The organism is Parabacteroides sp. PF5-6 (assembly GCF_029504695.1).
In the GTDB taxonomy this organism is placed as follows: domain Bacteria; phylum Bacteroidota; class Bacteroidia; order Bacteroidales; family Tannerellaceae; genus QVMG01.
This window is the reverse complement of record NZ_JAQFIN010000001.1, coordinates 119,772-141,274: the sequence shown is the minus strand read 5'-3', so window position 1 is coordinate 141,274 and position 21,503 is coordinate 119,772. Positions and strand designations below refer to the sequence as shown.

The following is a 21,503-nucleotide window of genomic DNA, read 5'->3' as shown; positions in this document are numbered from 1 at the left end:
ATACTTATTCTTCTATGATCACCCGGAAGCCCACGTTATGTACCCGTTGCCAGGGATAATAAGCCTTTCGGGCATACGCCGTAGAGAACTTCGCCCGTTCGATATACGAACCGCCACGGGCCACCTTGAATTCGGAAGTGACTTTCGTTTTCTCCGTATACGGATAAGGCAGGTAGTCGGAACGGGTCCATTCGGCGATATTGCCGTGCATGCTATAGAGACCAAACGGATTGGCTTCGAACTTCTTCGAGTCGGTCTGGATCATATAACCATCGTCGACGTTCGCCTCTTTGGGCAGGTAGGTATAATACGGGTACCAGAAAGCATTCTCCGCCATCGGTTGGGGGTCGACCCCACTGACGGCATACTTGTTCGTGGTCTTATCCGCCAGATTCTCTTTCTTTCCGAAGTCGACATGGCGATCGCCATACCAGAACTCATCGGCACTACCCGCACGACAAGCCCACTCCCACTGCGCTTCGGTCGGAAGGGTAATCTTCAGGCCGGTCATTTCGCTCAGTTTGTTGCAATAGGCCATCGCATCCTGGTAGCTCACGCGGATCACCGGCTGTTCGGGCAGGTTCGCCGGGTAACCGGCATTGACATGGTCTTTCCAAAGCTGATCGACATAACGGCTATCGTGCTCGGGACAGATCACATTGTACTGGGCATTGGTCACTTCCACCTCAGCCATCCAGAACGCCTTACCGATATTCACCTTCGCCGTCGGATAGGCATCCGCTTCGCCCCGGTAGCTACCCATCACGAACTGACCGGCAGGGATACGGACGAATGTCATCTTCACACCGGGAGCCAGTTCGACTTCTTTGCGGGTTTCCTTTTCGTTGGCCAGCATCGCTTTGATCGCCGTGGCATCGAAAGGCCATCCTTTGACCTTCAACTCTTTCTGCTTCACCGGAGCAAGAGGAGCCGGACGGACCGGTTTGATCTCACCCTGGGCTTTCAAGTAGTCGGCATAGTCGGCAATCTCTTTCTTCCAGTCGACACCCATACCGCAGGCATACTTATCGGTCAGTTCGATGCGGCGATCGATCTGCGGGAATCCTTTGTACGGGAAGTCCGTGATCGTATCGGCATTGAAATAGCCTTTATCCGGCGCGTTATAGTCGATCCAGTTGTAGAGCTTGCGCCATTCGGCATCCGTCAGTGCGACGTTATAGTGTCCTTTCTTCAACACACGGATCAGTTCGCTCGTATTGGCATGATACTCATAGGGCTGCAAGACGATGATATCGGCTTCCGGTCCCTGACGGTGCACGTAAGGATGCAGATTCAGGTAAGACGTTCCGTATCCGCGTTTGTCTTTCGTACCGCCCCGCAGGTCGAAGGCTTTGCGTTCACCCGTATGACAGGCGACACAAGCGCGGTCGAGGATCGGTTGTACCTCCAGATCGAACGTAAACGAACGTACGCCCCCTTCGGGCAAGGTCAAAGGCACAGGCGCTTTCTGCGAAGCGATCGTGCGTCGGGGGATTGGGATCTGGTTCTGGTCTTCATGACAGCCGATACAAGAGACAACCTCTCCCGGTTGTCCGGTAAACCAGCTACGCATCCACTGCACGGCGGCACCGTTTTCGTCCACCGGCTGGATAGAGACGGGCGTATTCGCCGGGATCTTGAAGATCACCGAGCCATCAGCCTCAACGGGCACAGTACCCAGGAGGCGCTTGATATCCCATCCGCTCTGGATTCCTTGCCAGTTATGGTCGGAAACCGTCTTGATATAGGCATATTCATACGCATGCAGGCGCAATTCCTTGATCGTTCCTTTGGGAACATCGCGCAATCCTTCGCCTTCATAGATATCCTGGATAAAGATTGTTGCTTCTTTCTCGTTCAGTTTCACGCGATCGGGAATGACCGGAGGCGTATTCGTCTGGCGCACGGCAATCGGGCTGATATATCCTTCGCCTTCTACCTTACGCAGGCAGGTCACATTGTCGTACACGTCCACCAGATAGAGTCCCCAGAGATCATCCGGGCTGAGTTTGGCCGAGACCAGGTAGTAGGTATCGTTCAGCGGTGTGGGTTTGATAAACTGCGGCCAGACATCGTTGACCAGTTCATCTTTCACCAGTTCGACGATCGGACGGTTGCGGTACGGGATCTCCTGTATCATACCGGCAGCTCCCTTGCGCGCTTTGGTTGGATCGAAAAGGATCAGACGTCCGGAACGAGCCACCCCGTGATGGCCGGAGATAATGCCGACAAAAGCGGAAGCATGTCCCGGCAGCGGCTGAATATCGAAGGTGGAGTTCGGGAACATATTTCCACTACCCCATAAAGCTTTATTCTCTGTCCCGTCCGGATTCATGTGCATCACGATGCGGGAATAGTAGTGCGTCAGGTCGGTATATTCCCAACGGGTGTACATCACACGCCCGTTGTGCATGATCACCGGGTTCCAGTTGGCATCCTGATCGAAGGTCAACCGGCGCATATTTGCCGTCTTCGGATCGTACAACACCATATTACCCACCGGATCACTACCGCTCACACAGGGAACGCCCTGGTAACCGATATTGGAATTGGCGATCAGGCGTCCGTCCGGCAGCCAGGTACCGTCATAAAACTCCAGATCGGGTTCCAGCATCTGCATCATTGGAGCAGCCTTTCCGTCGGCCAGGTTGGCTTCGAAGAGGTTCCAGCGTTTATCCGGCATGGTGGCGGTAAACATTACCTTCTCTCCGTTCCAATGTAATTTCAGATCGGCAATCGAGCTGGTATTCTCCGGTTTGTAGACCGAGCGTACCGCCTGCTCTTCGCCCCGCAGATTCGTCAGTTCAACGATCTCCGCATCGAATCCTTCCCGACGGGCCGATTCCTGGTTGCTCCAGTTATTCGCCTGGGTACCTAAAGACGGCGTCATCACCTGACGAGCCTCACTGCCTAAGACATAACGGGCCGCCACGATCCGGTCACCATCCAGTAAGGGGTTGGCAAACAGAATGGTCTTCTTTGCCTCGAGCGCTTTCGTGGCAGCAGCCATAGCATTCGCATCACCTTGGAAGATACCGGCGAATCCTTTCTTCACCAAAGACTCCAGTTCGTTCATCACCGGCTCGTAAGCCGCCGCGTCGAACCCTTTCATCTTCTTCATATCGGCAAAGGCCAGACGAATGGCTTCGATATTCAGCCAGTCCAGATCGTTCTGGAGCGTATAGACACGAAACATCTCGCCATAGAGTGCCAGGTAGGCACGGATCTGCGCATCGACATCTTTTCCGTTGCCGTCGATCGCCTGGATCGCCTGACGATAGTGCGTATCCTTGTTCAGTTTGTCGGCAAGCGACAAGAGAGCGTTTTTCTCTACGGAAGCATCAACCGATGTCAGCCAGTTTTCCAGCCCGTTCACGTTCACACTGAACTCCCCAATCTCCCGGGGGAAACGGTTTAAGAGTGCCGTAGCTGCCTCTTGGGGGTATTGGTTGACGATACGGAAATAAACACTTCCGACAGTCGATTGATCGGCAAGGCCCACCTCGGCTTCGAAGCGGACATACTCCTTGTTCAGGTCAAAGATCATCACCCCGTCGGCATGGCAAAGCACACTGTGTTCATAGTCTTTACTGCCGATCTTCATGGGTTTGCCATACAGATCGCTATTGTAACGGATATCGCCCGAACCCGACCGGAAAAAGGAGGGACGCAATTCATCGAGCCAGACAGCCGTGCCGTCCGCTTTGATCAACCGGGCATTGGCCCAGGTACCCCAGTCCCAGTCGTTCCCATCGGGACCGGCGGCAGTGATCAACACCAACTTCTCCTGTCCCGTCACGTCGGCAGCCATCGGTACCGCCTCTTCTTTGGCTTTGATCCAGGCCGATTCGACCGGCATCTGGGCTTTAGCAAGAGAAACGCGGATATCCGATTTCTGCTTGACCACCGCATCGATCCATGTCTCCGGTTGAGTTTTCTTCGATTGGCCCCAAGCCAACAAAGAGACCGACAGCAGCAGGCATAAAATAAATGAATTCTTCATGTATTCAAGATATAAATAGGTAAAGTCTTTACAATCGTATTACAAAGCGGCTTTCGGATCGGCGAAACGCAAGCCTGCCCCGTCATGATAACATGCCCATTCGTCGACAACGGCGCCTTCCGGCCCGGCCATCAGGAAGTGGAACGTACCTTCTTCTTTCAGATGAACGATATCACCGACGTTCTGCACCACGAAGTTCTTGCTTCTCACCGGCGCATGGCTGGCAGGGATCGCCGGCATATTGGGTGTTGCCTCACCGACCTCCGAGAAGTTGTAGACCCATCCTTTGGTCACCATCCAGGTCTCGAACTTCGCCGGGAACTCCGTCTTCACGTGTGCATGCTCGGCAATCATCTGTCCGGGCAAGAGGTAGATCGCATGGGCGAAATAGCCATGTTCCTGATCGTTCACCCAGAAGATACCGCCCATACCGACGTTCTCGAAATCACCCAAGCCAAAGTCGACCGCCCAGAACTCAGCGTCCATATACGTTGTCCAGGGCAGATCGTAGAACTTCAACATGTCTTTAAAGGCTTCGACAGCCACTTTCTCATTAAACTTGCCGTCCGTATAGAAGTCGGCATTGGTGTACTTTTTAGAATACTTCATTTCCGTTTTATTTTTAGATTCACAACAATCTCCTTCAGCCGTTTTCTCGTTTTTCGCCGAACAGGCCACCAGCGCCAATGCCAATGCGGCAACAGCTAATCCTTTAACACACATAATAGTCTTCATAATTGATAATTACTTTACGCTCCGCTAAGTGAACGTTGTTTGATAATTGATAATTGATAATTGCTCATTGCACCGCAATGCCTTCGATCTCGATCAGGAGTTCATCGCGGCAGACATCCGCCCACATGTAGGAGATCGGGATCTGCAAGGCGTAGGAGTCCATCAACCGGGCAGCCTCTTCGTAGTCTTCCGGATACTTCAGGTAGACGCGCAAGAGGACCGGCTTCGCCTCACCGATCAGTTCGGCAATGTTCTCCATGGTGATCTGCAGTTGCTTCTCCAGGCCGACATCCTGCAGGCTATGTTCCCCGCGGATCGCTGCCGTGCCGGAGATATACACCAGCCGACGTTCGCCGAAGGTCATGCTTTTGGCCCGTTCGAACTTCGGGGTGGTCTTGCGGCAGTCGGACGATTCCAATACCTGATCGGAATAACTATGGGCTGCCACCTGCAGTTTGTTATCGATCGGCGTAATGAAAGCTTCTGCCGTTTTGAACACCACCGCATCCAGATCGACCAGAACGCCGCCCAGATTCGCCCCGATGCCCGTCGCGGCGGGATAACCTTTCGGCCACGGGGTCTGTGCGTAAAACTGGCTGCGGGAGTTGTTGAACGACTGATAATGCTGGTCATCCCCTTCGAAGTCGGTAATGCGTTCGATATAGTTCCACTGCCGGATGATCTGGTTGACCGGTATCTGTTCTTTCTTCAACACCTCGCCCAGCGCTTCAAAGACCGTATCCGACTGTTCACGGATCGAATCGACCCCGACCTGTCCCTGGAACCCGCCGGCAAATAGGAAGCGCCCCGTAGCGTTCTCCAACACCACATAAGGAAAGTCGCCCTGGCCACCATACGTCAGTCGGTCGTCGGGATCCGTCCGGAAGCTATGCACCTCGACGATCAGGGGCGCATCCAACGGGGGTTGCGACACATAGCTGATCGCCGGCAGGCGGCTACCGAAGCGTCCGACAATCTTCTCGCGCAACAGGTTCTTGCGCCGGAGATATTCTTCATTCGTATTGGGCGTGCCGAAGAATGCCAACCGCAGGATCGCCTCGTTGGCGGGCAAACGCCCCAGTAACTGATCGACCATCTCGGGGAAAGAAGCTTTCTCCGCCGTAAGTATATGATATCTGATCTTATCGCAATAATTCATTGTTTCTTGTGCTTTTGATTTGTCACAGCGAATTTACATATTCTACCAGAGCTTCCAGGTCTTTCCGGGAAACTTTCTTCTCGATGCCGTGTTTATGCGTATCGAACACCTCCATCATCGTCGCCGCACGGCCATCGAACAGGTAAGGAGCCGTACGCCATACCTCACGCAGCGTCGGGGTGTCCCAGCCTTTCTCGAACTCGATATCCTGGCCGATCCGGTGGATTTGCCCATCCGTAAAATAAGGACCGCTATGGCAGTCGCCACATTTCAGGCGGTCGAACACCTTACGTCCTTCTTTCGCTTTGTCGGAGAGTTCGCCGTCGACCAGGAACGGGCTGGGTACCGGCCGCAGGGCTTTCAGGTAGTCGTCGACACAATCCAGGGCTTCCCGCTCCAATTCGTAGAACTGGATATGGCGGAAGCCCGCTTCGACAGCAATCTCCGCCGAGGCACGGATGCCGGAGATCATGCAAGGCGGTGTGACATGGCTAAACAACAGGCTCTTGCAGTTCTTCGAATTGCCGACCCCATCGTTCATCAGGTCCCAGTTCATCGCGTCCATACGCGCATCGCCCGGATGGCAGCCGTTACAGCTCTGCCAGTTCTGCGAACATTTATCGGCATCGTTAAAGTATTTCTCTCCTTTGTGGATACGGGATTCTTTCCGTCCGGGATTCAGGTCGATCGCTTGTAATTCACGACTATCGATATCCAATACATTCAGGATGTCGGCGAAGTAGGTCGGGATATAGAGCCGGTCGCCGGATAACGCCAGATTACGCGGTCCATTGCCCTGCAGGGCAATCCGCTGGCGCAGGCCGTAGAGGAAGTTCAGGTCGTAGTCTAACAGTTCTTTGTTCGGATAGTTTTCGAACTTGGTGCGCATCGCCGGATGATCGATCACACTCACCTCGTGGGTGCCCGAATGCGAGACAAACACATACGCCTCGTTGCAGGTGATATCCCATACACCGGCAGCCCCGCGTTCGGGTTCGTCCACCAGGATCACACCCCGAAACTCCTGCGCTGCCACATCGATCACACTGAAGCCACTCGTATTCATCCAGCCCTGCTGCAACTGCGAGGTGGGCACCGTGTAGCGTCCCAGGTTATGCGATACGTACACATACCGTCCGTCGGGCGTGATGCAGATGCCCCGGAGCGCATTGCTGCCGTTCGCCAACGGAATATCTTTGACCTTGCGAAACGTCGACCGTTCGATCACCGACACACAGCTGGCCACAAAGTCGAGATCGGCCCGTCCCGCCGGCAGGAAGTTCGTCACAAAAAGATACTTCCCGTCTTTGCTGAACACCGCCGATTTGGGCTCGCGCAATACCTCGGCCGTACGCGTCACACGCCCGGCCACAGGATCCACTTCGCTCACCGTATGCGAGAACTGGTTGCACACATAGATCTTCTTCCCCTCCGGTCCGAAGATCGGATAGCAGGCACCCGAGCCCGTTGGGATCGAAGCCTCCACCCTACCCGATTCGAGATCCACGATCTGCAGATGACCCGTCTGTTCGAACGTCGTCACATACGCCTTGCCATCGCCCACGAGCACTCCCGTCGGTGTTTCATCCAGCGGATACGACCGCAAGAGCGTAGACCCGTCGGGCGCAAACACATGCAACCGCTTCAACCCTTTCTGCGAGAGATACATATTCCCTTCCGCATCCAGGGCGATGCCTGTCGAGAAAAAAGGAGGCTGATCTGCCGTCACCATACCCAGGCAACAGCAAACCAAAACCGCCCATAATGAGTTTTTCAATCTATATTTTAGCCTTTTCATCTTATTATTTAGAATTCTTCATTTTTCACTCTTCATTTTTCATTCTCTTATACCCCAGTTCCGAAGAAATCACCCCCGCCATCTCCTTGACACTGGCAATCGACGAACGCATCACCTCTTTGGGCAAACGATCCTTCGGTCCCGAGATCCAGATCGCCCCACAGGGATATCCCGTGTAGTTGAAGATCGGCGCCCCGATGCAGATCACTCCGCTCAGTTCCTCTTCGTTATCCAGGGCATAACCCTGCTTGCGTACCTGCTCCAACTCCTCCAGATAATGCTCCCGCGTGGTGATCGTGCGTGCGTTATAACGCACAAACGTCATATACGACAGGTAACGATCGCGCACCGTATTAGGCAGATACGCCATGATCGCCTTGCCCGGAGCCGAGCAATGCAACTCAAAAGGCTTGCCCGGCGAAAGCATAAAACGAAACGAATGATGCCCCTGCGCCTGCTCGATAAACAAGCCTTTCTCATCGCCCAATACACCGAAACAAGCCGTCTCTTTCACCCGGTCGCGCAGATCACTCAATCGCGGGATTACCGTCTCCAAGAGGTTATGCTCGTTCAACGAACGAAACCCCAGGTTCAACAATTTCATCGACAAGCGGTAGCGCTTCGTATCTTCGTTGTACATCAGATACTCCAGGCGCACCAGCGTGTTCAGGATGCGATAAACCGTAGTCTGCGAAAGATCAACAGCCGCCTTGATCGCCTGAAGCGATTCCCCCTTGGGGCGAAGCGACAAATATTCCAATACGGCAAGGCCTTTCTCCAGATTCGGAACCTTATATCCCTCCGCTGATTTTTCCATATTTGGAAGTGCATTTTCCATATTTGAAATAATGTTTCAGATTCTATTCAAATATAGAAGAGTCGGCAGAAGATCGAAGCAGAATAGTGTAAAAAGTCGTTAAGTATGTTGTACAACAGGAAAACACGCCCGCCGAAAGCAAAGAAGAGGGAACTTTCATCCACCGGGTGGATGAACTGGTGGATGAAAAAACACCTACACCAGGTGGATGAAAAGTTCATCCACCCGGTGCATGAAAAAGGCCGGCAGCTTTTCGAAAAAGGCCGCCGGCCTTTTGGAAAAGGCCGGCAGCCTTTTGGAAAACTCCGGCAGCCTTTTTGGAAAGGCCGGCAGCCTTTTGGAAAACTCCGGCAGCCTTTTTGGAAAGGCCGGCAGCTTTATAGTCAAATAACGAATGCCAACGAATGCAGACGGCAAAAATCTTCCTCAGATAGAGGAAGATCTTCCTACATCTGGAGGAAGATTTCCCCCGGAAAACACAGTGGATTTGAATCTCAAAGTGAGGAAGATCTTCCTCCCCTCGAGGAAGATTCGGGGGAAAATTCCCCGGGGCGATAGAGAAAAAGTTCCCCTACCCGGTAGGGGAAGATCCACAAGCAGATTGCCACCAGGTGATCGAAAGCCCTATAACGCGCCCCAGCCGGAATCCAGCCGTATTCCCCTTTCGCTCCTAAGCCCCTTTAGCCCCTTAAACCCTTTAAACCCCTTAAACCCCTTATCCCTCTTCCCCTCCGATACCAACCTAACCACCCACTTTCCGACACTGCCAGTCCGCCAATCTGCCACCTACTTTCCTTACTTCTTTAAAGAAAAGGGAGGAAAGAGGAAAAATATATAGCATCTTCCCCCTTCCCCCCTAATACCATAGAAAGTTTGTTTTTTGGTTGGCAAGGTTGGCAAGGTTGGCAGAACACCCGACCCTGATCCTATTGTTCACCCTGACAGCCCTGCCCACAATCACCTTACCCGCAATGGCGGAGAGCCCTTGACCTTCAACCCCTGCGTATTTTCTTGCCAAGAAAACCCTCAATTCCCTTGGTGTTTAAGAACTTATTCACTATCTTTACCCTGAAACCCGGACGTCGGAACGTTCTTTTAATCAAACGCATGACTATGGAAAAGTATTTGAACCCGTTTACCGATATGGGCTTTAAGCGGCTCTTCGGACAGGAAGCGAACAAGGACCTGTTGATTGGATTTCTCAACGGCCTGTTTACCGGCGAACGCCAGATTGAAGATCTCACCTTTATGGATAAAGAGATCATACCCGAGTCGCAGGGCGGAAGAGTGGTGATTTTTGACATCCTGTGCCGCGAAAGCGACGGCACACAGTTTATCGTCGAGATGCAGAACCAACGACAAGAGTATTTCTTCGACCGGGGACTGTATTACCTCTGCCGGATGATCAGCGAACAAGGCCGGCGAGGAGGGAAATGGAAGTACGAGATCTGCCCGGTGTACGGGATTTACTTCTTGAACTTCAAGATCCCCGAGCTGACTAAGCTGCGAACGGACATTATCCTGGCCGATCGGGACACCGGTGAGCAAGTCAATGGGAAACTACGGCAGATCTATCTGTCGCTGCCGTATTTCAACCTCCGAGCGGAAGAATGTAAGACAGATTTGGAACGATGGATATATATACTTAAAAACATGGACACAACCGGAATAACTCCTTACGACACCCAGCAGCGCAAGATATTCAAGAAACTGCTGGACGTAGCGGACATCGATAAATTGAGCCGCAAGGAACGTCTGCAGTATGAAGCCAACCTCAAAGCCTTCCGCGATTACAACAGCACCATGGACTACGCCATAAAAGTCAGCCGCGAAAAAGGCCTACGCAAAGGCATCAAGGAGGGCATCAAGGAGGGCATGACCAAAGGGCGTGAGGTCGGCATCAAGGAGGGCATGCACAAGGGTCGGGAGGTTGGCATCAAGGAGGGCATGACCAAAGGTCGGGAGGTTGGCATCAAGGAGGGTATGCACAAGGGTCGGGAGGTTGGCATCAAGGAGGGTATGCACAAAGGTCGTGAGGTTGGCATCAAGGAGGGCATGCATAAAGGTCGAGAGGTTGGTTTGGCAGAGGGTCGTGAAGAAGAAAGACGACAGTTTGGCATCAAACTCAAAACAGAAGGCTTCTCCTACGACTTTATCAGCCGGCTGACCGGTCTGAGTATCGAAGAGATCGAGAGGCTCCAGTCCCCATCAAGATAGCTCACTGCGTATTCTTTTTATCCGAACCTCAACCCTGGATTGGCTTTCGCGCTTTCAGCGCTCCGTTGTTTGTATGCTTGCGTGTGTGCCCCCGACCCAAGGTAGCGCAGCGCTTCTACTCCCTATAGACAATCAACGCCGAGGAGGCATTGATGCGGGTACGTCCGCCGCGGAGCTGGCCCAGGCCGTTCGGGTCGATCCGGCCGTTGCGACAGACGACGGTCCATTCGCCGTCGGGCACGGGGAAGTTGACGGCATGACGGTTGCCGTTGAAGACCACCAGGATCTCCCGCCAGGCATCGCCATTGGCGTATTCACCCAGGGTGTAGGCGACTACGCCGGGGTCGTAGGTCTCGATGAAACGCAGGTGTTCCATCACCCCTTTGGTCGTTGGGATCCGGAAGGCCGGATGGTCTCGCCGCAGGGCGATCAGGTTTTGGTAGTAGGTGTACAATTCGGCGTATTTCGTTTTGTCGCTCCAATCGATCTGATTGATGGCATCGGGGGATTTATAGCTATTGTGTACGCCTTGCTTCGTATGGTGCAATTCCTCGCCGGCACGCATAAAAGGTACGCCCTGGGAGGTGAAGACAATGGTCTGCGCCAGTTTGTTGAACTTGATGCGTTCGGCCGGCGTAGCGTCTTCCGGCGCGGAGAGTTGTAGCTTGTCCACCAGGCAGAGGTCATCATGGCAGGAGACGTAATTGATCACCTGTGTGGGGTTATTGGCATAGGGAGCGTCAGAGTAAAGGACTTTATGGTAGTTGACCTGCGGATGTTGCGTAGCTCCCACGATCCCGAACTTCACCGACTCAGCATTACCCTCCACCCTTCCGGAGGCAAAGCCGGCTTGTTTCTCTTCGAAGACACTGCCTTTCAACGCATCGCGCAGGTCATCGCTGAACACCGCCACCTGGTTCAGGCCCGGGGCATTCACCTTGATCGCGCGCTTCTCGACCGGCAGCGGTGAATCACCCGCCGTCCAGCCTTCGCCATAGATAAAGATAGTCGGATCGATCGCAGAGAGTTCCGAGCGGACCCGGTTCATCGTTTCCAGGTCGTGAATGCCCATCAGATCGAACCGGAACCCATCGATATGGTATTCGTTCACCCAGTACTTGACCGACTCGACGATATACCGCCGCATCATCGCCCGCTCCGACGCCGTCTCATTGCCGCAGGCCGAAGCATTGGCATAGGTTCCATCGGCATTGTGGCGATAGAAATAACCCGGAGCCGTCAGATTGAAGTTCGAATGGTCGGAGGAATAGGTATGGTTGTAGACCACATCGAGAACCACCCGCAGGCCGTTGGCGTGCAGGCTCTTGACCATCGCTTTGAACTCGCGGATGCGGACCGCCGGATCATACGGATCGGTGGCGTAGCTGCCTTCGGGCACGTTGTAGTTCTTCGGATCGTATCCCCAGTTGTAGGTATTGTCTTCCAGGCGGGTCTCATCCACCGACGCATAATCGTACGACGGCAGGATATGCACATGGGTGACACCCAGTTCTTTGAGGTGATCGATACCGGAGGAGAGGCCTTCGGGCGTCTTCGTGCCCGTCTCGGCCAATGCCAGGAACTTGCCTTTGTGTTGCATACCCGAGGTCGGCGAGACGGAGAAGTCCCGGTGGTGCATCTCGTAGAGAACGATATCGGTAAAGTTCTTCAGTTCCGGTGATTGATCTTCGTCCCACCCTTCGGGATCGGTCTCTTGCCAGTGGATAATTGCGGCACGGTCGCCATTCACTCCTACGGCTTTGGCCCAGATCCCGGGCGTTTCCGCCAGCCATTGCCCTTCGGCATCGCAGACCTGGAAGGTATAATACCAGCCCACCAGATCGCGTGCCACGGAGGTCCGCCAGGTGCCCTTTTCGGCCCGGCGCATCGCGATCACCTCGGCAGGCTCTCCGCCGGTGGCGGCGGTATACAGGTTGAGCCTCACCTTGCGCGCGGCAGGCGACCAGAGGGTGAAATCAGCTTGTTGCGGGGTATAGGTCAATTCCAGATCGGTTCCTTCATACAGCGGGTAATCGTCATAGGACTGGTATCCGGATTGCCAACAACCGCTGAGACAGACAAGAGATAAGAGAACAAAAATAGCACTTTTACTTTTCATAGGAATATGCGTTAAACTGGACTCAAAGATAGTCGTTTTAAATCATATCCGCTTATTTCGCTGCCGAAAGTTACAGGCCCCGCTTTACTGCCGCCCGTCGTAGAAAAGGGTACAGACATAGGCCACATAGGTGACGCCTTGATTATAAACGGGCTCCATAATCACCGGACTGGAGATCGTATAGTTGCCGTCGTCGCCGTAGCGGATCTGCGGCTCGGAGGAATGGATCGACATCGCCACATCCTTGATCAGGATACATTGGGTCGCAATGGCGTACCGGTCTTTTCGCAGCCGGGGTTTGACCTTTTTGAAGTCGATCGACGGCCGGAGAATATCAAACGTAGCAACCTGGGCGGACAGACTATCCTTAGGAAACTGGATATTCGCCACCTGCTTGCCTTCGGAGAGTATCTGCAGGTTTGTATAGTTCTTGTAATTGATCTGCTTCCACATCTTCGCCGTATCGATCGGCAGGGGCCGTGCCGGCAAGAAGGTCTCGCCCGTCACGGCGTAGGTCAACTGGGTATAATCGTCGAGCACCACCAATTCCTCCAAGGTGGTGATGCCCATCTTCTGCGGGTTTGTATTGCAAAGGAACACCGTATTGAAGTACTTCGAGAACTCACACATATCCCCCAACGCCGCCATATCGCTCAAAGAGGCGGAGGCGAATGATTTCAAGCGGTTCAACTCCCAGGGTTCGGCCTGTCGCACAATGAGGAACTGGTCGTGCGTACTCATCTTCTCGTTGTAGGGCGGCACTTTCGTCAAGCGAAACAGATGATCGTAAAGGATATCATACTCTTCCGCTTTGCCGGGCAATAAAGCCTGGTCGTAATAGAGCTGTTCGGTGATCAAGCGCGTCAAGGTCTTGCGGGTGTACGAATAGCTGTTCACCAGGTACATCACCGTACACGTCAGTACGCAGACAACCACCAACGCCAAACCGATCCGGCCAATAATCTTCCCTGTATTTGTTTCTTTCTTTTCCATCGTTTTTTTCAGATAAAATAATGCCCGGACCGTATTGTCCGGGCACTTCAGTTAATTGCATATAATTATATAGAGGGGGTTCTCTCCAGTTGATGACAACGGAAACCGATGAGTTGCACATCGGGATTATTCATTTTTCCTTTTTTATCTTCCATTTCCGATACTTCTTCGTGCGACTCCGTTGCGTCCGTACGGGAGGAATTTTCTCTTTTGCGGAACAGACGGAACGGACCCACGGTATTGTACTGCGTGGTTCGGGCCGAATCGCTTACCGAATCCAGGAGCGAGAGGTTATCGACCTCCACAGACAGGTCTTTCACAAAGATCGCCGTCGTTGGGTAGGCCACCATATCTCCCGTCGGGTTGTCGCCACCGGTGGATAACGGATCCATATCCGGGTTGTTCCATTTCCAGGCGCCACATTCAATGATTGTCGCATCAAACCAGGGGCGATGGATAGGCACCTGTAAGAGTTTGAAAGAGATCTTTGATACCGCCAGCTTTTCCGTTTCTTCCGATTTGGCACTTGTTCCGTGAGACGATTGAGTCGAACGGCTTTTCCAGAACCACATGCCGGAGGTTGATTCCGTATTTTGCGTAAAGCGGTGTTTGGACTGAGTGTCTATATTTTCTATGGTAGTGGAGTCAATCGTAAACTCCGTCCAATTCAAGGTCTCATCAAATATATCTTTGATGCCCAGGGTAGAATAGTATGAGGCACTTTCGCTTGTATCATCAAGCACATTTTCTTGCAAGCGCTTTTTCAATGTGTTAATCCAGTTTTCCGAAGTTTCCCGGTTGATATTCTGTATATCGTTTTGATATCGTTCAACTGTGCCTTTGTGTCCGAGCGTAATCCAGTTTTGCATCGCCTGATCCACTTTTTTCTTGTAGATACTCCCGTTAAGTGCAAATTTAAGAGCAAACTCCTCATCGTACATAGCCTTCATTCGTAGTTCATTATAATCCCCATAAACCGTATCATACACAAGACTATAGTCATCACTGAGGGGTTGCAACACCGCTAACTCCGCATGTAACTTCTTCAGCGTTTCTTCTTCCTCGGCTGTGATCTTGCGCTGGTTTGGGAAGGTCGCTTTATCCAATACTACTTTATAAATATCCCAAAGCAATTTGGAACTATTTCCGGGCAATCCATTAATCGTGCGAATGAAATTGTCAGCATCGACAAACGCCTCATGCTTGCCCATGCTGCCGCTTTTTAATTTTCTCCACGCCTGTAGTTCAGCCAGGTGCACTTGCAGATACGCCAGATTCTCTTTCCGGTAAACAGCGCCAGCTGCCATCCAGTGAAAATAAGTATCATCTGAATCTTGTCTCAAAGAGATTAATTCCTCCAGGCACGTAAAGAGTGCCGTCGTCGCGTGGTCGTTTACATTAGCCATATTCGTTTCTTTTTAGTTAGTTATCCCCTACTCTGTTAAGGCTTTTCGGATCCGCCTGATATTAATTGTTAATTATTAATTATTGATCCTTATATTCGACCTTGCCAGAAGCAAAGCGATCTCCGGATCGTAGAAGTCCATCAGGATCCAGCCGTAGCGCCGGGGGGCTTTCTCGGCTTTCAGGATCGTCTTCAGCCGGGGATTCATATAATTCGCCGCGCGCTGGGGCAGGATGCCTTTCGACAGGTCGTACATGCTGGCGTAGTTGCGCCAGATGATGCGTTCGGATCCCACAAAGGAACCGGTATACATCGCGTCTTTCAAAAGCTGGTAGAAACAATCCCACTTCTCCTCCAGGCTGACCTTCTCGTACTGATCCTGGTCTTTCAATACAAAAGGACGCAATCCGGTATCCGGATGCCTGAAATCAAGCCCTAAAGGCTGATTGGCATATTTGCCGGTCATCTCGAAGTTGCGCACCAACACAATCTTTCCCCGCACATCTTTCAAGCGAGGCACTTCGGGGCGTGTATACCAGAAGATCGGCTCTCCGCCACTGATCTCGCGCAGGAAAGCATCGATAAACGTCCAGTCGGCCGGGGTATTGGCGATATTCTTGACCACCTTCGAGACCGTGGCCAATGCATCATTGCTTTCGTCTTTGATCGACATCAGGATCGTCTCCGTCGGATTGGCCGTCAGGAAGTTATAACAGTCGGCACAGACACTGAAAAACGAAAGCATCTGATCGATCACCCCGTGGTAGATATCCAGGCTGTTGTCGGTCACCGTGCAACGCACATCCAGGTAGCGGATACCGTCTTTCAACTGCTCGGCGATCGTCCGATCCTGGTCTTTCCACAGTTTATCGGCCAGGGGCACGGAGAAATAAGCACCCGAATCATGCGTTCCCGGCAGATTAATCTCACTCAGGAACTTCTCATCATCGACAAACTCCATCCAGTTCGACAAACTAAACCGTTGCTTGAAGGCTTTGATATCCTTATTCATCGCCGCAATGGCTTTTTCCGCCCGCTTACGATCTTCTTTATAGGTATCCCATTTCTCTTCGATCGCGCGGTTCAGGTTCTCCTTTTTCGCCTTTAATTCCTCTTCTATTCTTTTCGCCGCATCGGCAATTGTTTTTTCCCGTTCATTCATACGTCATTATTTTATAATCATTGTTTTTCAAATCCGCCATTCGGCATAAATTCGTCAACGAAAGTACGGAAGAAGCCTTTCTGACGCGTTGCAGAACGTAAAATTCACCTTACGTTCTACAACACGGGCGAAAATATTTACGATCCAACACCAATAAGGAGAGACTTTCCTCTTTTTTCAGAATTCTGACTTTATTTTTCATAATTCTGTCATTCCTTCCCTAAGCGAGGCTTATCGAGCCACTCCCCTCAAGAGCTACTCTCGATACTCCTCCCCATTTTCCCCTTCCAAATAAAACAGGATCACCCCGAACCGAAGGTCGCTTAGCGAAGCGTAAAGCAAATATTGTGGAGAAGTTCCTACTTGATGAATAATAAAATACGCAGATGACGCAGACTAAAGCGCAATGTTTTGTGCGCCAAAGTGCGATGTTTTTCTTCCTTGATTTTAGAGGAATACAAGAAGCAGTAAATCAATCTATTATAAAGAGTAGGTATCTGTTGACAATTGTCAACAAATGTGTTGACGGTTATCAACAAGCAAATAGTCCCGGTAAAAAGAAAAAGTAATCCTGCGCATTTGGATTCGGATTGCCCTTATGCGCCCCTTGCCCTATCGTCCTTACGAAAGGCGGTGGGCGACAGGCCGGTCAGGTTGAGGAATTGGCGGTAGTAGCTGGAGCGGTCGGGGATGCCTACGCGGTTGCCTACTTCTTCGATGGATAGTTCGGGGTGGGACAAGAGGATCTCTTTGCTCTCTTCGATGCGTAAAGCGCTGATCCATCGCCGGAAATTCTGCTGATTGGTCTGGTTGATATAAGCAGAGAGGTAGGTCCGGTTGGTTTGCAGTTCGTGTGCCAACAGATCGAGCGTCAGGCCATGCGCGACAAAACCTTTTCGTTCGATCCATTGCTGCAGCCGGGCTTCGATCGAGGTTTCGCTCCCCCCAGCCGGGGCGGTCACCTCCGGTTCCAGTACCGGAAGCAACTGCTGAAAGACTGCAGGATAGTTGATATACTTGATCGCGAAGTAGATATAAAAGACCGTATACAATGTGATATATACCGGATAGACCTTCTCCGGCAGAAGAAAAGAGAGACAGAGCCAGATGCCGATCAATAGCGAAAGGTAGAAAGAACGTCGTACCCACCGAAGGCGTGCCGTAGAAGCGGATTCGGCAAAGAATTCGTCGCGCCGTATCTTGTATAACCGGTATTCCCGTTCGAACAACAGGATATAACAACCCAACAACACATAATAACACCCGCCGCAGCCATAAGCCAGCTTCAGAAAATCCGGCTCCGTGAATGCATATACGCCCACAAAGAGGCATCCGATCAGGAAAAGGTTGATCCACAAATAAGTCAGGAAGCGTTTGCTCGGCAAGAAATGACCATTAAGCAAGGTGGTGAATGAGAAGGTAAACAGTAACGACTGCAGAAACCCCAGTGAGAGCGTGATAACGATAGCCAAAGGGTTGAGAAAGTTGACCTGACCGGCGGTCGCCCCCAATTCGAAGAGGCCCAAACCACCCAGGAGCAGATAAGCGATCGCCAACAGACGCCGGGCGAATCCATAAGATTTCAGCATGCCGTCTTTCTTCTCCGGGCAACAGAAAAGGGTGATGCCCATGGTGACAATAAGGCAAGACGACAATAGCAAGGTGAAAAAATACATATTCTTCATCGGATCGAAAGGGATAAAAAGGTTCTATGGCTCATCACTTTAAGCAATAAGCATTGTTTTTCAAATCCGACAAAATTACGTCTTTTCCCAGAGCTTTGCCCTTCGGAGAGTGTCGGTTGGTAAAAATAATTCGTTTAAGACGACTTCCGGTATTCCATCGGGGAGACACCCATGTTCTTTTTGAAGAACTTGCCGAAAGTGGACTGATCGGAGAAATTCAGTTCATCGGCGACTTGCTGCACCGTCAGGTTTGGCATCTTCAACAGGATCTTGGCTTCGACCATCAGGGCTTCGTCGATCCATTTATTGGCCGACTTGCCGGAGATCTCTTTCAGGATCAGGGAGAGATACTGGGGAGTGATAAAGAGTTTGCCCGCGTAGAAAGAGACATGATGCTCGTATTTGCAATGCTGGATCAGGAGATTGACAAATTCGTTCATAATCTCTTCTTTGCGCGACAAGGTCGGGCGGGCGATGGTCTCCTTCTTGCCGACCATGATATTCGCCATCTCCAACATAAAGGCCACAAAGGCATTCTGCATCAATTCCTTATGGAATGCGTGCGTGCGCTGACGCATCTTATCGCGCAACTGCTGGATGCATTTCTCCAGGTGTTGCGTCTCTTCCGGCAAAAGCTCCGTACTGGGATTCTTTCGCAGGATCATATAGTTGTTCATCGAAGGCGTACGCTGGGCGATGTTCAATCCTTCCATAAAAGTCTTATGTACCATGATCATGATCGCCTTGAAGTCCGAACTGGCTTCGGCGCCTTGAATAATATGCGTGGGCATAACCGTCAAAAAAGAATTAGGCACCAGGGTGTAAGGCACATAATCCAGACTGACCCGTGCCTCCCCTTTCAAGACCAACATCAGAAAGAGTGCATTCAACCGCACCGGGTCCGTATACTCCTCATAGCCGTACCGGCTGGAGGAAATATTCTTATCCACATCGGTCACAGTCAACACATCCTGGAAGTTATCGGTCGAAGCGATGTAATCACTCACCACGGTCATCTCTATCAGCGGCAGATTTGTCATAACACTTTATTTTAATTAGGCACATTGTTCGAAACAGGAATACATTGTTTCGTTTCAAACCAACAAATATACAGATTATTTCGAATAGAGCCTTTGTTTTTCTTTTTTTATATTCAAATCATACCAATCCTGTAACAGAATAAACCATTTGAGTTTCCATTAATTAATAGACCTTTGCAGCGGGTATAGTGACTTTTAAAGAAAACAACAATTCGGTGAGAGAGCAAATTATCGTAACAGCATTTGATTTATTTTCCCAGTACGGGATCAAACGGGTAAGCATGGATGATATCGCACGCGCGATCGGCATATCCAAGCGTACCTTGTATGAATCCTTTGCAGACAAAGAGAATCTACTGGTCGAAGGATTGCAGCATACCAGCAGTCGGTTGCTCGCCTTTTTGCAGGAAATCGAGAAGGGGGAATATACCGCGTTGGATATCATCCTGTTGTTCTATGGCGAATTGATGAAACGTCCCCGCTGGTATAGTGCCAAGTTCTATGAGGACCTGAAAAAGTATCCTACCGCCAAAGCAGAGAAAGAAGCGGAAAAAGATTTGTTCACCAAACATTTTATGCGCCTGTTCGACCGGGGAGTGAAAGAAGGGGTGTTTCAGCAAGAAATCAATTTCGAGATTGTCGCCTTATTGGCCAAAGAACAGGTCAAGATGCTTCAGCCTTCGAAAGCGTTCTGCCAGCACTCGAACAAAGAGGTCTACGACACGATCCTGGTCGCCTTCCTGCGTGGGATCTGCACCGAGAGAGGACGACAGATCCTGGACCGTTGGATCAGAACAATTCACACGGTGCAAAAGCACAACAAAGTATTCGAATAAAAATAAACGCAAATTTAGAATAAATGAAACGATTAGTTATGAGTAAGAAGGTGATTTGCGCAGTATTTCTATTACTGCCCTCCTTCGCTTTTTCAACCCGGGCACAAGAACAAACGATCGTGCTCACGTTGGACAAAGCATTGGAGATTGCGATGAGTGAAAACCCCACGGTCAAAGTGGCTGATCAGGAGATTGAGAAGAAGAAGTACGCCAAGAAAGGAACGTATGCGGCCTTGTTCCCGCAGATCAACTTCACGGCAGACTATTCCCGTACGTTGAAAAAGCAAGTGATGTACATGGATGGTGACGCGTTCAATATCGGTGCAATGCTCGAGCCAGTGACCACGCCGATCATTCAAGGGGCGGATAAGACGATTGCCGGAATCATTCCGGGTTATAAAGAAGGAACGTTGCAAGAGAATATCAATTCGTTCATACCCGAGCCCGAACCTTCCGAGGGGGGCGATGGTGGTATATCCGTCGGCCGTGACAACAACTGGAGCCTTGGGTTTTCAGCCGGCATGCCGTTGATCAACGCTTCGCTGTGGAAGAGCCTGGCGATTTCCGGATTGGATGTCGAACTGGCGATCGAGCAGGCGCGCTCATCGAAGATCGATATGACCAACCAGGTGAAGAAAAGCTATTACGGCGTGATGTTGGCCAACGACTCGTACCGCGTATTCAAAGAAAGCTACGACAATGCGATGGAGAACTACCTGGATGTGAAAAAGAAATACGACCAGGGCTTGGTGGCCGAATACGATCTGATCCGCGCCGATGTGGCCGTTCGCAATGTCGAACCGAATATGTTACAAGCCGAAAACGCCGTAACCCTGGCCAAGTGGCAACTCAAAGCACTCCTGGGTATGGATCTGGAACTGAACATCGACTGCGAAGGTCAATTGGGGGATTACAAGGATGCATTGTTCAGCGATTACCTGGCGACCGACACGGCATTGGGTAACAATACGAACCTGCGACAATTGGATCTGCAATCGTCTCAACTGAAGAAGACATTCGAACTGCAGAAAGCCGATTTCCTGCCGACGCTGTCGATCTCGGCCTTGTACAACTGGAGCTCGATGAACAACGACTTCAAGTTCAAGAACTACCAGTGGAACCCCTACTCCATGGTGGGCTTGTCGCTGTCGATTCCGATCTATTCCGGAGGAAACCGTATTCAGAAGCTCAACCAGACACGGGTGACCATGAACCAGTTACACTTGCAACGCGACGACCTGCAACGCAACCTGCAACTGGCCGTCAAGCAGTATATGGACAATATGAACACCTGCCTCAAACGCTACGATGCCGCCAGCCGCGGGATTGAACAAGCCCTCAGAGGACAGATGATCGCCCAGAAACGCTACGAGACCGGCGCCGGCACCTTGTTGGAACTGAACGACTCCGAACTGGCGTTGACGCAATCCAAACTGAACTACAATCAGGCGATTTATGATTACGTAGTGGCCAAAGCCGAACTGGAAAAGGTTTTGGGCAAAGAGACACAAAAGAATTGATAACAATAAAACAA

General features: G+C 51.4%; 16 protein-coding genes. 5 read left to right on the top strand and 11 right to left on the bottom strand.

Annotation, left to right across the window (positions count from 1 at the left end):
- Positions 1 to 4: 4 nt before the first annotated feature.
- The 5 genes from M2133_RS00535 to M2133_RS00515 form a co-directional block, all read right to left on the bottom strand.
- Positions 5 to 4,003 (bottom strand): SUMF1/EgtB/PvdO family nonheme iron enzyme, encoded by a 3,999-nt coding sequence (locus M2133_RS00535; protein ID WP_277463997.1) that lies wholly within the window; start codon positions 4,001 to 4,003, stop codon positions 5 to 7.
- 39 nt (positions 4,004 to 4,042) lie between these two features.
- Positions 4,043 to 4,738 (bottom strand): hypothetical protein, encoded by a 696-nt coding sequence (locus M2133_RS00530; protein WP_277463996.1) that lies wholly within the window; start codon positions 4,736 to 4,738, stop codon positions 4,043 to 4,045.
- Positions 4,739 to 4,802: 64 nt separating this feature from the next.
- Complete coding sequence (locus tag M2133_RS00525; RefSeq protein ID WP_277463995.1) at positions 4,803 to 5,897, bottom strand: endoribonuclease L-PSP; 1,095 nt, start codon at positions 5,895 to 5,897, stop codon at positions 4,803 to 4,805.
- 22 nt (positions 5,898 to 5,919) lie between these two features.
- A complete protein-coding gene (locus tag M2133_RS00520) occupies positions 5,920 to 7,695 on the bottom strand; it encodes a YncE family protein (protein WP_277463994.1) in 1,776 nt (591 codons plus the stop codon).
- Positions 7,696 to 7,720: 25 nt separating this feature from the next.
- A complete protein-coding gene (locus M2133_RS00515; RefSeq protein ID WP_277463993.1) occupies positions 7,721 to 8,533 on the bottom strand; it encodes an IclR family transcriptional regulator in 813 nt (270 codons plus the stop codon).
- A 211-nt stretch (positions 8,534 to 8,744) separates the two neighbouring features.
- On the opposite strand from M2133_RS00515, the gene M2133_RS00510 reads away from it, so the two are divergent.
- A complete protein-coding gene (locus tag M2133_RS00510) occupies positions 8,745 to 8,903 on the top strand; it encodes a hypothetical protein (RefSeq protein ID WP_277463992.1) in 159 nt (52 codons plus the stop codon).
- A gap of 722 nt (positions 8,904 to 9,625) precedes the next feature.
- On the top strand, positions 9,626 to 10,729 hold the full coding sequence (locus M2133_RS00505; RefSeq protein WP_277463991.1) for an Rpn family recombination-promoting nuclease/putative transposase: 1,104 nt from the start codon (positions 9,626 to 9,628) through the stop codon (positions 10,727 to 10,729).
- A 115-nt stretch (positions 10,730 to 10,844) separates the two neighbouring features.
- On the opposite strand, the gene pulA is transcribed toward M2133_RS00505, so the two are convergent.
- The 4 genes from pulA to M2133_RS00485 form a co-directional block, all read right to left on the bottom strand.
- Positions 10,845 to 12,848: a type I pullulanase gene (gene pulA, locus M2133_RS00500; protein WP_277463989.1), complete on the bottom strand. Its 2,004-nt coding sequence runs from the start codon at positions 12,846 to 12,848 to the stop codon at positions 10,845 to 10,847.
- Positions 12,849 to 12,932: 84 nt separating this feature from the next.
- Complete coding sequence (locus M2133_RS00495; protein WP_277463988.1) at positions 12,933 to 13,841, bottom strand: hypothetical protein; 909 nt, start codon at positions 13,839 to 13,841, stop codon at positions 12,933 to 12,935.
- 65 nt (positions 13,842 to 13,906) lie between these two features.
- Positions 13,907 to 15,247 (bottom strand): hypothetical protein, encoded by a 1,341-nt coding sequence (locus M2133_RS00490; RefSeq protein WP_277463987.1) that lies wholly within the window; start codon positions 15,245 to 15,247, stop codon positions 13,907 to 13,909.
- 75 nt (positions 15,248 to 15,322) lie between these two features.
- A complete protein-coding gene (locus tag M2133_RS00485; RefSeq protein ID WP_277463986.1) occupies positions 15,323 to 16,408 on the bottom strand; it encodes a phosphatidylinositol-specific phospholipase C domain-containing protein in 1,086 nt (361 codons plus the stop codon).
- Between the two features lie 386 nt (positions 16,409 to 16,794).
- Between M2133_RS00485 and M2133_RS00480 the strand changes: the two genes are divergently transcribed.
- A complete protein-coding gene (locus tag M2133_RS00480; RefSeq protein ID WP_277463985.1) occupies positions 16,795 to 16,977 on the top strand; it encodes a hypothetical protein in 183 nt (60 codons plus the stop codon).
- Positions 16,978 to 17,004: 27 nt separating this feature from the next.
- Here the strand turns inward: M2133_RS00480 and M2133_RS00475 are convergent, their stop codons facing one another.
- Together M2133_RS00475 and M2133_RS00470 are read right to left on the bottom strand one after the other, a co-directional pair.
- Positions 17,005 to 18,093, bottom strand: coding sequence for an AraC family transcriptional regulator (locus tag M2133_RS00475; protein ID WP_277463984.1), 1,089 nt, complete (start codon positions 18,091 to 18,093; stop codon positions 17,005 to 17,007).
- A gap of 134 nt (positions 18,094 to 18,227) precedes the next feature.
- Entirely contained in the window at positions 18,228 to 19,133 is a 906-nt protein-coding gene (locus tag M2133_RS00470; protein ID WP_277463983.1) for an AraC family transcriptional regulator, read from the bottom strand.
- Positions 19,134 to 19,348: 215 nt separating this feature from the next.
- On the opposite strand from M2133_RS00470, the gene M2133_RS00465 reads away from it, so the two are divergent.
- Together M2133_RS00465 and M2133_RS00460 are read left to right on the top strand one after the other, a co-directional pair.
- Positions 19,349 to 19,969, top strand: a complete 621-nt coding sequence (locus M2133_RS00465; protein ID WP_277463982.1) for a TetR/AcrR family transcriptional regulator — start codon at positions 19,349 to 19,351, stop codon at positions 19,967 to 19,969.
- Between the two features lie 23 nt (positions 19,970 to 19,992).
- Positions 19,993 to 21,489, top strand: a complete 1,497-nt coding sequence (locus M2133_RS00460) for a TolC family protein (RefSeq protein WP_277463981.1) — start codon at positions 19,993 to 19,995, stop codon at positions 21,487 to 21,489.
- The last annotated feature ends 14 nt before the right edge of the window (positions 21,490 to 21,503 follow it).

Bases quoted from the DNA above. Each gene is read 5' to 3' on its own strand.
- M2133_RS00535 (WP_277463997.1), bottom strand. From the start codon at position 4,003: ATGAAGAATTCATTTATTTTATGCCTGCTGCTGTCGGTCTCTTTGTTG.
- M2133_RS00530 (WP_277463996.1), bottom strand. From the start codon at position 4,738: ATGAAGACTATTATGTGTGTTAAAGGATTAGCTGTTGCCGCATTGGCA.
- M2133_RS00525 (WP_277463995.1), bottom strand. From the start codon at position 5,897: ATGAATTATTGCGATAAGATCAGATATCATATACTTACGGCGGAGAAA.
- M2133_RS00520 (WP_277463994.1), bottom strand. From the start codon at position 7,695: ATGAAAAGGCTAAAATATAGATTGAAAAACTCATTATGGGCGGTTTTG.
- M2133_RS00515 (WP_277463993.1), bottom strand. From the start codon at position 8,533: ATGGAAAATGCACTTCCAAATATGGAAAAATCAGCGGAGGGATATAAG.
- M2133_RS00510 (WP_277463992.1), top strand. From the start codon at position 8,745: ATGAAAAAGGCCGGCAGCTTTTCGAAAAAGGCCGCCGGCCTTTTGGAA.
- M2133_RS00505 (WP_277463991.1), top strand. From the start codon at position 9,626: ATGGAAAAGTATTTGAACCCGTTTACCGATATGGGCTTTAAGCGGCTC.
- pulA (WP_277463989.1), bottom strand. From the start codon at position 12,848: ATGAAAAGTAAAAGTGCTATTTTTGTTCTCTTATCTCTTGTCTGTCTC.
- M2133_RS00495 (WP_277463988.1), bottom strand. From the start codon at position 13,841: ATGGAAAAGAAAGAAACAAATACAGGGAAGATTATTGGCCGGATCGGT.
- M2133_RS00490 (WP_277463987.1), bottom strand. From the start codon at position 15,247: ATGGCTAATGTAAACGACCACGCGACGACGGCACTCTTTACGTGCCTG.
- M2133_RS00485 (WP_277463986.1), bottom strand. From the start codon at position 16,408: ATGAATGAACGGGAAAAAACAATTGCCGATGCGGCGAAAAGAATAGAA.
- M2133_RS00480 (WP_277463985.1), top strand. From the start codon at position 16,795: ATGACGCAGACTAAAGCGCAATGTTTTGTGCGCCAAAGTGCGATGTTT.
- M2133_RS00475 (WP_277463984.1), bottom strand. From the start codon at position 18,093: ATGAAGAATATGTATTTTTTCACCTTGCTATTGTCGTCTTGCCTTATT.
- M2133_RS00470 (WP_277463983.1), bottom strand. From the start codon at position 19,133: ATGACAAATCTGCCGCTGATAGAGATGACCGTGGTGAGTGATTACATC.
- M2133_RS00460 (WP_277463981.1), top strand. From the start codon at position 19,993: ATGAAACGATTAGTTATGAGTAAGAAGGTGATTTGCGCAGTATTTCTA.